At 53.7% G+C, this 13,947-nt stretch carries 10 protein-coding genes; 7 read left to right on the top strand and 3 right to left on the bottom strand.

Features of this window, described 5'->3' with window-relative positions; genetic code table 11:
- Positions 1-319 precede the first annotated feature (319 nt).
- The gene (locus EF096_RS13450; RefSeq protein ID WP_123890227.1) at positions 320-2,140 is read left to right on the top strand and encodes a DUF1302 domain-containing protein; all 1,821 of its coding nucleotides are present in this window, start codon (positions 320-322) and stop codon (positions 2,138-2,140) included.
- Positions 2,141-2,171: 31 nt separating this feature from the next.
- Positions 2,172-3,536, top strand: a complete 1,365-nt coding sequence (locus EF096_RS13445; protein WP_123890254.1) for a DUF1329 domain-containing protein — start codon at positions 2,172-2,174, stop codon at positions 3,534-3,536.
- Positions 3,537-3,733: 197 nt separating this feature from the next.
- Here EF096_RS13445 and EF096_RS13440 read toward each other — a convergent pair whose 3' ends face one another.
- Positions 3,734-4,777 carry an AraC family transcriptional regulator gene (locus EF096_RS13440; RefSeq protein ID WP_158611281.1) on the bottom strand — a complete coding sequence of 348 codons (1,044 nt, stop codon included), beginning with the start codon at positions 4,775-4,777 and terminating at the stop codon, positions 3,734-3,736.
- Between the two features lie 268 nt (positions 4,778-5,045).
- Between EF096_RS13440 and EF096_RS13435 the strand changes: the two genes are divergently transcribed.
- From EF096_RS13435 to EF096_RS13420, 5 genes are all read left to right on the top strand, one after another.
- Entirely contained in the window at positions 5,046-6,806 is a 1,761-nt protein-coding gene (locus tag EF096_RS13435; RefSeq protein ID WP_123890225.1) for a DUF1302 domain-containing protein, read from the top strand.
- A 33-nt stretch (positions 6,807-6,839) separates the two neighbouring features.
- On the top strand, positions 6,840-8,204 hold the full coding sequence (locus EF096_RS13430) for a DUF1329 domain-containing protein (protein ID WP_123890252.1): 1,365 nt from the start codon (positions 6,840-6,842) through the stop codon (positions 8,202-8,204).
- A gap of 156 nt (positions 8,205-8,360) precedes the next feature.
- On the top strand, positions 8,361-9,692 hold the full coding sequence (locus EF096_RS13425) for a DEAD/DEAH box helicase (RefSeq protein WP_123890224.1): 1,332 nt from the start codon (positions 8,361-8,363) through the stop codon (positions 9,690-9,692).
- Between the two features lie 148 nt (positions 9,693-9,840).
- Complete coding sequence (locus EF096_RS20745; RefSeq protein ID WP_256671180.1) at positions 9,841-9,972, top strand: hypothetical protein; 132 nt, start codon at positions 9,841-9,843, stop codon at positions 9,970-9,972.
- 256 nt (positions 9,973-10,228) lie between these two features.
- A complete protein-coding gene (locus EF096_RS13420) occupies positions 10,229-11,287 on the top strand; it encodes a 3-deoxy-7-phosphoheptulonate synthase (protein WP_123890223.1) in 1,059 nt (352 codons plus the stop codon).
- Between the two features lie 62 nt (positions 11,288-11,349).
- Here the strand turns inward: EF096_RS13420 and EF096_RS13415 are convergent, their stop codons facing one another.
- Positions 11,350-12,582 carry a multidrug effflux MFS transporter gene (locus tag EF096_RS13415; RefSeq protein WP_123890222.1) on the bottom strand — a complete coding sequence of 411 codons (1,233 nt, stop codon included), beginning with the start codon at positions 12,580-12,582 and terminating at the stop codon, positions 11,350-11,352.
- Positions 12,579-13,412: an alpha/beta hydrolase gene (locus EF096_RS13410; RefSeq protein WP_123890221.1), complete on the bottom strand. Its 834-nt coding sequence runs from the start codon at positions 13,410-13,412 to the stop codon at positions 12,579-12,581. The genes EF096_RS13415 and EF096_RS13410 overlap by 4 nt, the downstream gene beginning before the upstream one ends.
- Positions 13,413-13,947: the final 535 nt, after the last annotated feature.

Genomic DNA, 13,947 nt, shown 5'->3' with positions numbered 1-13,947 from the left:
TTTAGCTGGGGCGGAAATCTTGATGATAATTATTTAATTTTTTGTAAACGCTGCATTTTTTATCCAGGTCATGCTTTCCAGAGCCTCTGCAAGGCTAGCTGTCGTTGTTGATGAGCTTCTTCTTTTTCTGGCGATTAGAGGCTGATTCAGGTCTTTTTATTGCTAGCTATAGTGCTGATTCATTTCATGAATGTCCTGCCAGGACAAATATATTGGCCGGTATGGGCAGGTTATTTGTGTCGGCCTCGTGACAGACTGCGTTTGTCCTGAACGTGTCCTTTTGAAACACGGTTTCATGTCACCCAAACGGAGCAGCACAATGACAAAAAAAATGCATTGCTGGTCGTTGGCCTCATTGCCCTTGGCAATCGGCCTAGCCAGTTTTTCGGGTTCTGCTAACGCAGCTAATTTCTATCTTGGTGAAGTAGAGGGTCAATTCGACTCGCAGCTGTCCATCGGCGCCAGTATGTCTACCCAGGGCGCAGACAAGCGCTTCATCTCTGTAAATAATGGCGGTGAAGCCGCCGCTCGTACCAGTGATGATGGTCGTCAGAATTATGAAGCGGGCGATGTATTCTCCAAGATTTTCCGTGGTGTACACGATTTGGAATTGCGCTATGGCGATTCTGGTGCCTTTGTACGCGGCAAATACTGGTACGACTTCGAAACCAAAGACGGCAGCCAGCGTTTCTATGATATCGATGACTCCGGCCGAGATCCTTTGCAAAAAGGCTCAGGCGTCGCTCTGCTGGATGCGTTCGTCTACCACAACTACTTCATCGGCAATAACCCAGGTAACGTCCGCTTGGGGCGTCAAGTTGTAAGCTGGGGGGAATCGACCTTTATTCAGAATTCAATCAACTCCATCAATCCGATCGACGTTGCCGCGCTGCGTCGTCCAGGTGCCGAGATTAAAGAAGGCTTGTTGCCGGTTGAAATGCTTTATCTGTCTCAGGGACTCACTGAAAACCTGAGTATGGAAGCATTTTATCAGCTCAAGTGGGCTCCGACTGTACTGGACAACTGCGGCACTTTCTTCGGTTCAGATACGTTGGCCAAAGGTTGTACTGATCGGTTGGTTTTCAGTGGCACAGACTTCCCTCAGGGCGAGCAACCCAACTTCACTGCTATCGTTCGTAGCGAAAAGGATCGCGATGCTAGTGATGACGGTCAGTTCGGTGTGGCATTCCGTTATTTTGCTCCAGAGCTGAATGACTCGGAGTTTGGTTTCTATGCCATGAACTATCACAGCCGTACTCCGATTTACTCTAGCAAAGCCGGGAAGTTTGCTGCGACTGGCGGTGCTGCTGCTCCCACTGTCGGTATAGACGGACTGCTGGGTGGTGCCGGTTACTTTTTTGAGTACCCCGAAGATATCCGGTTGTACGGCATGAGCTTCCAGACCAGTGTCGCTGGTGCCTCGGTCGGCGGTGAGATCAGTTATCGGCCTAACATGCCAATGCAAATCAATACTGGTGATATGAGTCGTACTGCACTGCAGTTGGGGGCTGACAATACCCATCGTGATTTCGCAAACGTGCCAGCTGGGACTGAAATCTCAGGTTATGAGCGTAAGGAGTTTTGGCAGGCGCAGGTAACCGCCATTCAGTTTTTTGATCGCGTTTTGGGTGCAAGCCGTCTTTCATTGGTTGGTGAGGCTGGTGTGAACTACATCGGCGGATTGGGCGATGTGAAGTTCGGGCGTGATTCTCTGTTCGGTCAGAGCCCGTACAATGGTGATGAAGGTCTGGCCTCCCCCGGGGGAGCCGTTGTCGGCGCAGGTCAGTGTGCGTCCAACGAAGGTACGGCCGCTGCCGGTCGTTCGCCAAACGCAGCTAGCTGGTGTGAAAACGACGGCTTCTATACCGACTGGTCCTATGGCTATCGTATGCGAGCCTCATTGGATTACGCCAACGTCATCGCGGGCATCAACCTGAGCCCAAACCTGGCGTGGACTCACGATGTTGAGGGTTACGGCCCTAACTTCACCGAAGATGCCAAGTCCATCAGTGTAGGTATCAATGCTGACTACGGTAACAAATACGCTGCCAGCTTGAGCTACACCGACTTCTTTGACGGTAAATACAACACCAACGTTGATCGCGACTTCTTGGCCGCCAGCTTCAGCGTAAGTTTCTAAGACCGATCACAGGAGAAATAATAAGATGCGTATGCAAAAAACTCTATTGGGTGCAGGCGGTTTGGCTTTGAGCCTTCTGGCCTCTGGTGTCATGGCACAAAGCCTGACCCAATCCGAAATCGACTCACTGGGCACTACATTGACGCCAATCGGCGCAGAGAAAGCCGGTAATGCTGCGGGTACTATTCCCGAGTGGACTGGTGGTCTGGGTACTGACGCTGGCAAACAGCTGGAAAACAACTTTCTGGAAAACCCGTTCAGGAACGAGCAGCCCGAGTTCGTGATTACGGCGCAGAACTATCAGCAATACAAGGACAACCTGACCCCGGGTCAGATTGCCTTGTTTGAGCGCTATCCAGAAACCTACAAGATGCCGGTTTACCAGACCCAGCGTACTGTGGGCTACCCACAGTCTGTGTATGACCAGGTCAAGCAGACTGCCGGTCAGGCCAGGCTGGTTAACGGTGGCGACGGTATTTCCAACTTCGCGCACGGTACCTTTGCCTTCCCGGTTCCCAAGTCGGGTGCAGAAGTGGTGTGGAACCACAACACGCGCTACCGCGTGAACATCAAGCGTTGGTACATGCAGGCTATGCCGCAAACCAACGGTTCTTACACGCTGATCAAGATGGAAGAAGAAGCAGGTTATCCGCAGCTGATGGACGATATTGACGAGTCCACCATGCCCAATACCCTGCTGTTCTTCAAACAGCGCGTGAACGCGCCAGCTCGTTTGGCCGGTAACGTACTCTTGGTCCACGACACCCTGGATCAGTTGAAAGAGCCGCGCATGGCGTGGGTTTATAATGCTGGTCAGCGTCGCGTTCGTCGCGCTCCCCAGGTTGCCTACGACGGCCCAGGTACCGCGTCTGACGGCATGCGTACATCTGACAACTTCGCCATGTACAACGGTGCTCCTGACCGTTACGACTGGGAGTTGGTTGGCAAGAAAGAAATCTACATTCCTTACAACAGCGGCAAGCTGAGCGAGCCGGGTGTCAAATACGAAGACGTTTTGCAGGCGGGCCACATCAACCCCGACTACACGCGTTTCGAGTTGCACCGCGTTTGGGAAGTACAGGGCAACGTGAAGGCAGGCCAGCGCCATATCTACGCGCAGCGTAACTTCTTTGTTGATGAAGACTCCTGGTTGATCACCTTGGCCGATCACTACGATGGTCGCGGCACACTGTGGCGCGTAGGTGAAGGCCACGTCGGCTTTAACTACCAGCAGAAGATTCCAGGCTATGCGATCGAGACCCTGTATGACCTGTTGGCGGGTCGTTATATCGCGCTGGGTATGTACACCGAGGAGCAATCTGCGCCTCAGTATGATTTCCAGCCGAACTACAACTCCTTTACCCCGGCGGCCCTGCGCTCTTCAGGCATCCGTTAAGGTTTAGCTGAGTAGTAGTAAAGAAAAGGGAGCCGCAAGGCTCCCTTTTTTGTTGCTCTGCTAGCTCGGCTTTTTGGTGGTTTTGTAGCGGCTCAGGCTGTGGTCAAGTATGCAGGCCATGCTTTCAGGTAACTAAAGAGACAAAAACAAAGGGCGCATGTGCGCCCTTTGTTTTTGTCTTGAGTCTTATATAGATGTCAGGAAGGTAAGGCTGCCTGATTGAATTGGCTGCGGAAGGTAGTGGGGCTCATGCCGGTCCAGCGGCGAAAGGCACGTGTAAAGCTGCTCGGGTCAAGAAAGCCCAGTTCAAAGGCTATGCGTCCCAGGTTCAGTTTGCCTTCCTTTATCAGGCGCACGGCGAGTTCCATACGAACCTCGTCCAGCAGTTTTTCATAGGTAGTTTGGGTTTCACTGAGTTTGCGGCGCAAGTGCCGTGGACTCATGTTGAAGGGAGTCGAGACCAGCTCCTCTGATACGGTGCGTTCTGACACCAGCACGCGGATGCGCTGCTTTACCTGTTCAGCAAAATCCACGTTCGGCAGATCGCTCAACATGTCTTCCAGTGAGCTATCCAATCGCTTGCGCAGAAAAGCATCCGCATTAGGCAGGCGTGAACTCAGTAGTCGACGATGGATGCGCACCGACTGGCGCTTTGAACCTAAACGAACCGTGCCACCCAAAATAGCTTCGCAGAGCGAGCGGCTCTTGTCGTGCTCGCTGGTAAGACGGGTTTCCAGCATCAGTGATGCTTTGCCAATGCCCAAAGCTTCCCAAATACGATTGCACTGGCTCATAAGTGCTTCCATATGCATGGGGTGGGGCGCGCCCTTGGGCTGAAAGTAGAGTGTTAGATACTGATCGTCCTCGACCGAGTAGAGCTGAACCTGGGAGCTGAAGACCGGCATAAAGCGAATGATTCGCTGAATGGCGTCGCCCAGCGTCTCACTGGAGGCGGCGGCCAGGCACAATAAAGAAAGTGTATTACAGTTGTGCTGTTGTCCCATACGCAAGCCGAAACAGTCGTCCTTGGATAGGCGCGCTGCGGCCGTCCAAAGACGGTTGATATCGGTCTGGCTGATGTGGGTAAGGCTTAAGTCTGCCTGCTTGCAATGCACGCGCAGGTCTGCGGGTAGATCTTTGATGCTCTTGTCGTAGTGCTCAAGACTCTGAGCAATACCCTGAGCCCAAAGGGCGCGTTCGTGAACGCGCTCCGACGGTAGCGGATGGAGTTCCGGATTCATAAGCAGGAGACGTCTCAATTTTATTATTGTGATTAGGCACATCTAAATCCTGCTTTAAAGATAGAGGAACGAGGGGCATTATGCAAAATTATGCAACGGATAATTCCACGGCAAAACCAGTAGGTATTCATTGCATGAATGTCCCCACCGGCCAATAAACTCGTCCTAATCGGCCAATTCGGTTTTTTATCTCGTGACAGACTTGTCCTCGATGCTAGAGGCCTCCGGGTCGTCTGGTATCCATGATTCATTCTAACGGAGCAGCACAATGACAAAAAAAATGCATGCTTGGTCGCTCGCCGCGTTGCCACTGGCAATCGGGCTGGCCAGTTTCTCTGGGTCTGCTAGCGCAGTTACATTCTCGCTGGGTGAGGTTGAGGGGCAGTTGGACTCGCAGATTTCTGTGGGTGCGAGCTGGTCTACTCAGGACGCTGATAAGCGCTTTATATCACCGAAGAATGGGGGGGAAGCAGCCGCACGTACGTCTGATGATGGTCGCTTGAACTATAAGTCGGGCGACGCTTTTTCCAAGATTTTCCGCGGTGTGCATGATTTAGAGCTGCGTTATGGCGACTCTGGTGCTTTTATCCGTGGTAAGTATTGGTACGATTTTGAAACCAAAGACGGTAGCCAACGCTTTTATGATATTAGCGACTCTGGCCGTAATCCGCTGGTCCAGTCTTCAGGCGTAGCCTTGCTCGATGCGTTCGTGTACCACAATTATTTTATTGGCAATAATCCGGGCAATATTCGCCTTGGCCGCCAGGTTGTTAGTTGGGGTGAGTCTACCTTTATTCAGAACTCGATCAATTCCATTAACCCAATCGACGTCGCCGCGCTGCGCCGTCCAGGTGCTGAGTTAAAAGAAGGCCTGTTGCCAGTAGAGATGCTGTATCTCTCGCAAGGTCTGACTGAAAACCTGAGTATGGAAGCCTTCTATCAGCTCAAGTGGGCTCCTTATGCACTTGATAACTGCGGTACTTTCTTCGGTGCTGATACATTGGCTGAAGGTTGTGTAGACCGGCTGAATTTTGCCGGCCCTGCTGATGCTCCTCAGGGCGAGCAGATTCCTGGAACGTATATTGTTCGATCACAGCATAACAAAGAAGCGAAAGATGATGGCCAGTTTGGTATCGCATTCCGTTACTTCGCTCCCGAGCTGAATGACTCTGAATTCGGCTTTTATGCAATGAATTATCACAGTCGAGCGCCTATCTACTCCAACAGGGCCGGTACGTCGGTCGGCTTGGATGGCGCTACTGGCCCAGCAGGCTACTTTTTTGAGTACCCAGAAGACATTCGTTTGTATGGTGTTAGCTTCCAAACCAGTATCTCTGGTGTATCTCTAGGTGGTGAAGTCAGCTATAGACCAAATATGCCAATGCAGCTGAATACTGGTGATATGAGTCGTACTGCTTTGACTTTGGCGGGTGACAATATTCACCGTGGCGAAACTTACGGCGTTGGCGATTATATCCAAGGTTACGACCGTAAAGAGTTTTACCAAGCTCAGGTCACTGCAATTAAGTTTATTGATCGCGTCATGGGAGCCAGCCGTTTGGCTCTGGTTGGTGAGGCGGGCGTGAACTACATCGGCGGTATTGGTTCCAGTGCTGGGGATACAATGTACGGACGGGATTCTTTATTCGGTCAAAGCCCTTACGCCGACGGAACCTGTTCCTCTCAGGCTGCGCCTGATCCAGCCGACCAATCGCCTAACGCCAACAGCTGGTGTGAAAACGATGGCTTCTACACCGACTGGTCTTATGGTTACCGTGTACGTGCATCGCTGGACTACAGCAACGTCTTTGCCGGTGTGAACTTGAAGCCAACATTAGCTTGGTCGCATGATGTCGAGGGTTATGGCCCTAACTTCAACGAAGATGCTAAATCAATCAGCATTGGTCTGGACGCTGATTATGCGAACAAGTATAGCGCTGGTATCAGCTATACCAACTTCTTTGACGGCAAGTACAACACCAACGTTGACCGTGACTTCGCGTCGCTTAACTTCAGCGTCAGCTTCTAAGATTGGGCTTTAAGGAGAAACAATAATATGCGTATGCAAAAAACTCTGTTGGGTGCTGGCGGTTTGGCTCTGAGCCTATTGGCTTCAGGTGTCATGGCGCAGAGCCTGACCCAAGCCCAGATTGATCAGTTGGGCACTTCTCTGACGCCAGTTGGCGCAGAGAAGGCTGGCAATGCTGCCGGCACCATTCCTGAGTGGACTGGTGGTTTGCCAACTAATGCTGGTAAGCCTCTGGGCGATAACTTTTATGAAAATCCACTGGCCGGCCAGCAGGCCGAGTTCGTCATCAATGCTCAGAACTATCAGCAGTACAAAGACAACCTGACCCCCGGTCAAGTTGCGATGTTTGAGCGTTACCCGGAAACCTTCCGTATGCCCGTCTTCAAGACCGAGCGTACGGTAGGTTACCCGCAAGAGGTATATGACCAGGTCAAGCAAACGGCTGGTCAAGCCAAGCTGGTGAACGGTGGTGACGGTATCTCGAACTTCTCTCACGGCACCTTTGCATTCCCGATTCCGCAATCGGGCGTAGAAGTGATCTGGAACCACAACACCCGCTATCGTCTGAACGTGCAGCGCCTGTACATGCAGGCAATTCCGCAGACCAACGGTTCCTACACGCTGATCAAGCTGGAAGAGGAAGTCGGTTATCCGAACCGCATGTCGGATGTCGATGCTTCGACCATGCCGAACACTCTGCTGTTCTTCAAGCAGCGCGTGAACGCGCCAGCCCGTCTGGCCGGTAACGTTCTGCTGGTGCACGATACCCTGGATCAGCTGAAAGAGCCGCGCATGGCGTGGGTTTACAACGCAGGTCAGCGTCGTGTTCGTCGTGCTCCACAGGTTGCTTATGACGGTCCAGGTACCGCCTCTGACGGGATGCGTACGTCTGATAACTTTGCCATGTATAACGGCGCACCTGACCGTTACAACTGGAAGCTGGTCGGTAAGAAGGAAATCTACGTTCCTTACAACAGCGGCAAGCTGACCGAACGTGGTGCGCAGTATAGCGACGTTCTGCAGGCTGGCCATATCAACCCTGATTACACGCGTTTCGAGCTGCACCGCGTGTGGGAAGTACAAGGCAACGTGAAGGAAGGCCAGCGTCATATTTATGCGCAGCGTAACTTCTTCGTTGACGAAGACTCCTGGATGATCAACCTGGCTGATCATTACGATGGCCGCGGCACTCTGTGGCGTGTAGGTGAGGGTCACATCGGCTTCAACTATGCCAACCAGATTCCGGGTTATTCGATCGAAACCCTGTATGACCTGTTGGCAGGTCGTTACATCGCACTGGGCATGTTCACCGAAGAGTCGTACGCGCCTAACTTTGATTATGAGCCTAATTACAATCAGTTCACACCGGCTGCCCTGCGTGCCTCGGGTATTCGTTAAGCTCTGATGCTGCTTAGATAGAAGTTTGGGTTTTAAGGGGTATCTTCGGATACCCCTTTTTTTGTGCGCTTTTTACCTTCCTTCCTGCTTTCGTCCGGCGTTCGACTGCACATCTGTTAGACTATCGGAATTGTTGATACCGACCTTTTCAGAGTGATGCCCTTGTCCAGCCAAACCGCGTTTAACCAACTCAACCTTCACGAACGTCTGCTTAAAGGGCTTGAAGAGCTGTCCTTTGATCAGCCTACTGAGGTGCAGAGCGCTGCCATCCCTGCATCCATCGCGGGCAGTGATCTTTATGTCATTGCGCAGACAGGCAGTGGCAAAACCGCTGCGTTCGTTTTGCCGTTGCTGCAGCGATTACTGCACGATGAGTCCAAACCCTTGGCGCCACGAGGCTTTATTCTGGTGCCGACTCGCGAGTTGGCTCGGCAGGTAGTCAAGGATATTGATATTCTGGGTAAATACACTTTCCTTAAGGCCGAGCTGGTGACTGGGGGCGAGGACTTCAAGGTTCAGGCTGCCCGCTTGCGCAAGAATCCGGATATCGTGGTAGCAACACCTGGCCGCGCACTCGAGCAGTTTTCTGCAGGTAACCTTGATCTTGGCAGTGTACAAACCCTGGTTCTGGATGAAGCAGACCGCATGCTGGACATGGGCTTTAGTGAAGACGTCACCACACTAGCCAATGCCTGTCCGGAGGGGCGACAGACAGCTCTTTACTCTGCGACAAAAGGCAACCGTGGCCTGCAGCGCATGATCGACTCGGTGTTGCGTGAGCCCGAGATTCTTGAGCTAACCAGCGTGCGAGATGACACGCCAGCGATTGCGCAGCAGGTGATGCCAGCGGACGACACTGCCCACAAGGAGGCGATGCTCAAGTGGCTCCTGGTTAACGAAGGCGAGGGCAAGACCATCGTTTTCACCAACACCCGTGTGGCGGCGGATCGCCTGAATGGCGTGCTACGCGCTATGGACCTGCGAGTCTATGTGCTGCATGGCGAAAAGGATCAGAAAGATCGCAATATGGCGGTAGAGCGTTTCAAGCAGGGGCAAAGTGGTGTGCTGGTTGCCACTGATGTGGCCGCACGTGGCTTGGACATTACCGAGCTGGATCGCGTCATCAACTTTGATATGCCCCGCAGTGGCGATGATTATCTGCACCGTGTTGGGCGCACCGGGCGCGCTGGTGCTAGCGGTCTGGCTATCTCGTTGATCAGTCCACACGAGTGGAACCTGATGTCCAGTATCGAGCGTTATTTGCGTCGTCAGTTTGAGCGCCGAATTCTTAAAGAGGTGCCGGGTAGCTTTAAGGGGCCCAAGAAGGTTAAGTCTTCAGGCAAGCCGGTAGGGGCCAAGAAGAAAAAGGATGACAAGAAGAAATCGTCCAGGCCGAAAAAGCCAAAGGCCGGTAAGCGTCCTTCCAGGCCTCCAGAGGGACAGGTTGTCACCAGCTCCGATGGTCTGGCGCCGCCAAAACGCAAGTGATACCGGGCGAGCAATGAAGTGGTCTGGCGGGGTAGTAGGCTAAGCAGCTGAGCGATAAAAACTGCCCCTGTTATTGGTGTTTTTGAGTGTCAGGTTGCCAAGGCTGTACTCAATCGACTACATTTATCCTCATCAAACGGAGATTTCTATGTCATCCCTGTCTTCCATCTGCATTGCTTCGATCGTCAGCGCTACTCGCGTTGCGGCGTCGCGTGCGTTGTTGGCGATGGCGATGGAAAACTTTTATTTTGGGTATTGGTTTAGCCATAGGCGCGCCTGATACCCCACAGGCGCCCTTTATAAACGGGTCGCCACCAGAGAAACAGTAAAACCCCGGTCGGCTTCCCGATCGGGGTTTTTTATTGGCTTTTTCAGTTTTCAAGAGGATTTATAGATGAATAGCTACCGCACTTTTAACGGATTTTTCTGCAGTTACTGGTCACTCAGCTATGCAGCTGCGACGCAGCGAACATCAGATCATCGAACGCTCAGATAGAATCGCAGCGGCCTGGCCGCGCGAATAAGGAATCCAATATATGAATGCCATTGTTACCGCTCTTACCCCTGTTGCGCCCAACTCTGCCCTGCGCTCTGCTCAACCTCTGCCAACGCCCGCCCAATTACGTGCCCGTATGCCAGCCAGTGCCCAGTCCTTAGCGACGGTAAAATATGGCCGTGAAGCCATACGCGCCATCATGCAGGGCGATGACCCCAGGCTGCTGGTGATTGCCGGCCCGTGCTCGCTACACGATCCGGATGCCGCGCTCGAGTATGCTGAGCGTCTGGCCAATTTGGCATCCCGAGTTGGCGATCAGATGCTGCTGGTAATGCGGGCCTATGTTGAGAAGCCGCGCACCACCGTAGGGTGGAAGGGGCTGATGTACGACCCGCAACTCGATGGCAGTGGCGATATGGCTTCAGGTTTGGCGCTGTCACGCCGCTTGATGCTTGGCATTACCGAGCTGGGCTTGCCAGTAGCGACCGAGTTGTTGCAGCCATTAGCTGCCGGGTATCTGGATGACCTGCTGAGCTGGGCGGCAATTGGCGCGCGTACCAGTGAGTCCCAGGTTCACCGCGAACTGGTTAGCGGGCTTGATTTGCCGGTGGGTTTCAAGAACGGCACTGATGGTGGTTTCACTATTGCGTGTGATGCGATGCGCTCTGCCGCGCATGCACATCAGTACTTTGGTGTGGATGATCATGGGCATCCAGCGCTTATACAGGCTAACGGGAATCCGGATACGCACCTGGTGTTGCGTGGTGGACACGGTGGGCCGAATTATCAGCCGGAGTCGGTGCAGGCGGCCGTGACGGCGCTGCGCAGCCAGGGTATTCAGTCAGGCTTGATTGTGGATTGCAGCCATGCAAACAGTGGCAAGAACCCGCTGCAACAGCCTGCGGTATTGGAGGCGGTCATTGGTCAGCGCTTGGCCGGGCAGGATAGTCTGCGAGGCATCATGTTGGAGAGCCATTTGTTTGATGGTTGCCAGCCGCTTTCGCCGGAACTGCGCTATGGCGTTTCCATTACCGATGGCTGCCTTGGCTGGAGTGCTACAGAAGATGCGCTGCTTAGTGCCGCGCAGCGGCTGCGCTGACATTGTGCACTGTTCATGCAGCCGGGACCTGAGGTCTCAGCTGCCTGAGCGGTCATGATGGTTCAGCCGGTGCCGGTCTTTTTGCGGACAACAGCAAATATAAACAGCGCCAGCAGTGAAAAAACCGTCAATACCAGGCCCATCGCCGCTGCAGCGGTGATGGGAAGCGCGCTGGTTGCCCAGGTGCCAAGCGCGGCGCAGCTCATCTGTAGAAAACCCAGTAGGGCCGATGCTGCGCCCGCCTGCTGGCCAAAGGGCTGCAGGGTAAGGGCAGTACCCAGTGGATTGACTACGCCCATGCCGGCGAGAAAAATCGTGAGTGCCAGAGTGAAGGTCACCAGGTTGTGTTGATCTTGCACCAGATAAATAGCTGTACCACCCAACAGTGCCAGCGCAATGCCACTGACGGCTACGCGCTCTGCTCCCCACCGGTGCGCCAGCCTGGGTGCCATCAGACCGGAAGCGAAGACCACGACAACAGTGCCCGCGAATAACAAGCCAAGCTCAACGGAACTCAGCCCCATATCGACCATGAGTACGGCAGGTGCCGCGCCAAAAAAGGCATAGAGCCCGCCAACAATAAGGCTTACCGCCAGTGCTGGTCGCGCAAAGCGGGGGTCAGCCATTAGCCGCAGGTACTGGCTGGTGATGGCTGCTGCGGTAACTAACTGGCGTCGCTCTGGCGCATGGGTTTCACCAAGGGTACGGGCGTAGCCGATAGCCACCAGTATTCCGACTAAACCAACGATGCCAAAGGTTGCTCGCCAACCTAGATAGCTGTCGGAGGCGCTGCCCAGCAGCGGTGAAAAACCGGGCGCGGCAGCCATTGCTACCATGATCATGGCCAGGCTACGCGCCAGAGTCTCGCCCTCGAACAGATCGCGCGCTATGGCGCGAGACAGTACTGACGCCGCGCAGACTCCCAGCGCCTGAACCACGCGCCCGGCAAGTAAGGTCTCAAGGTTGCTCGCATAGGCGCAGAGCAAACTGCCGAGTGAAAAAATCAGTAAGCCACCAATGACCAGCCACTTGCGGCCGTAACGATCTGATAGCGGGCCAACCAGTAGTTGCCCGACGGCAAAGGCGACAAAGAAATAGGAAAGTGTCAGTCCCATCTCGCGTGAAGATATACCGAGCTCAGCGCCCATGGATGGGAAGGATGGCAGGATAATATTGGTTGAGAGTGTACCCAATGCAGCCAGGCTAGCGAGTAGCACTAAAACCGACAGGCCTGGCTGGTCTGCAGCCTGGCTACTCAACACATTAATCGGTTGACGCTGTGTAGGTGCGCTCATGCTGGTTGGTCCGTTGCAACGTTATGCGCAAGATGAGCGACTGTGCCGATGATCACGTCATCGTCAGTGAGTATTCGGCGATGCCCCAAGGCGTGTGTCTCTATCAGCTGTGACCCTGACCAGGCCTGATTGAGAGCCATTGAAGCCGCGAAGGGGACTACTTTATCCTCAGGATCATGCATGATCAGCGCGGGGTGGCGCAGGCCATCAAGCAGGCTTTCAAGGTCTACTGACTGAGTAGACTGGCCGATGAATTGCTCTACCCATGCGTGAAAGGCCTGGCTTTGCTGGGGATTCAGGCCATAGCCACGAGCCTGCAGTTTCACCATGGTGGACAGTGAGCTCGGGCCGCAAAGGTGCACGCTGGCTTGTACCTGCAGTCCCTGGCAGAAGGCAATCAGGGCTGCCGCCGAGCCCATTGAGTGCGCAATTACCGCTTGTACGTCGGCTAGGGCAGTGGCTAGTGAGAGCAGGGCTCGGCTTGAATGCACTACGCTGCCATGCTCGCCAGCGGAATCACCGTGTGCTGGCATATCAAACAGGGTAACGGAGAAGCCGGCTTGCAATAGTGGCTGAATGAAGCCCGCCAGGTGCGAGCCACGGCTGTCCCACCCGTGTACCAAAAGAACGCGAGGGCCTTCGCCCCAAGTCCAGACGGCGATATCTTCACCTTCATGCGCGTGAGTTGTGCGTGTTGCTGTTGCCAGTGCCGCTGTCTCTGCCTCACTGGCGGCAATGCGACGTGGCCTGCTGAAAGCAATACAGGCTTGCGTAAAAGCATTTTCCGCTGAGTTTTGGCGCTGCGAGATGGGTGAGGTTTGTGGATTCATTTTGCAGGCTTCCTGATATTGGTTTTGATGTGATGGCGGGTCGGTAAGAGGCCACCTGTTAACTCGCTGTTGACTTGTATGATGATTGTAATATTAAAATGTCGCCTATCATATAAACAAAGTCAAGTTGCTAAAGGCTTACGAATAAAGTTCTTCAGGCGGAGGGTGAGGGTGGTGGCGGGCGGGGTGCTTTCAGCCAGCGCGATTGTTAGGCAAGCGCTTTTGCAGTGCGGCGGCTGGCTGGTCGTCACTTTGAATCGTTCAGCTCAGTCTGCATTTGCTTTGCGCTATCAGTTTCTTCCGCCTGCTCTGATGAGCCACTCCACCTTTCACAATACCTAGGCAGGTTATTTGCTGTGCTTTTTTGTTCCTCTTGGTAGCACCCGTGCGCTTATTTGATGCGCTTAGCGGAACACTCTGTGTCGAATTTAGGAAGAAAATGTCGCACTAAGACAAATCAAGGATGAGCGGTTTTTGGCAAGCGCTCTAGAACGGGCTCTGGTACGACGCTTGCATTCTCCATCGGCACTGAGCG

This window comes from Pseudomonas neustonica, assembly GCF_003797945.1.
GTDB lineage: Bacteria > Pseudomonadota > Gammaproteobacteria > Pseudomonadales > Pseudomonadaceae > Halopseudomonas > Halopseudomonas neustonica.
The sequence above is the reverse complement of the archived record's forward strand: the minus strand, read 5'-3'. Positions and strand labels throughout refer to the sequence as shown.

Coding starts and splice junctions, on each gene's coding strand:
- EF096_RS13450 (WP_123890227.1), top strand. CDS start 320: ATGACAAAAAAAATGCATTGCTGGTCGTTGGCCTCATTGCCCTTGGCA.
- EF096_RS13445 (WP_123890254.1), top strand. CDS start 2,172: ATGCAAAAAACTCTATTGGGTGCAGGCGGTTTGGCTTTGAGCCTTCTG.
- EF096_RS13440 (WP_158611281.1), bottom strand. CDS start 4,777: ATGAATCCGGAACTCCATCCGCTACCGTCGGAGCGCGTTCACGAACGC.
- EF096_RS13435 (WP_123890225.1), top strand. CDS start 5,046: ATGACAAAAAAAATGCATGCTTGGTCGCTCGCCGCGTTGCCACTGGCA.
- EF096_RS13430 (WP_123890252.1), top strand. CDS start 6,840: ATGCAAAAAACTCTGTTGGGTGCTGGCGGTTTGGCTCTGAGCCTATTG.
- EF096_RS13425 (WP_123890224.1), top strand. CDS start 8,361: ATGCCCTTGTCCAGCCAAACCGCGTTTAACCAACTCAACCTTCACGAA.
- EF096_RS20745 (WP_256671180.1), top strand. CDS start 9,841: ATGTCATCCCTGTCTTCCATCTGCATTGCTTCGATCGTCAGCGCTACT.
- EF096_RS13420 (WP_123890223.1), top strand. CDS start 10,229: ATGAATGCCATTGTTACCGCTCTTACCCCTGTTGCGCCCAACTCTGCC.
- EF096_RS13415 (WP_123890222.1), bottom strand. CDS start 12,582: ATGAGCGCACCTACACAGCGTCAACCGATTAATGTGTTGAGTAGCCAG.
- EF096_RS13410 (WP_123890221.1), bottom strand. CDS start 13,412: ATGAATCCACAAACCTCACCCATCTCGCAGCGCCAAAACTCAGCGGAA.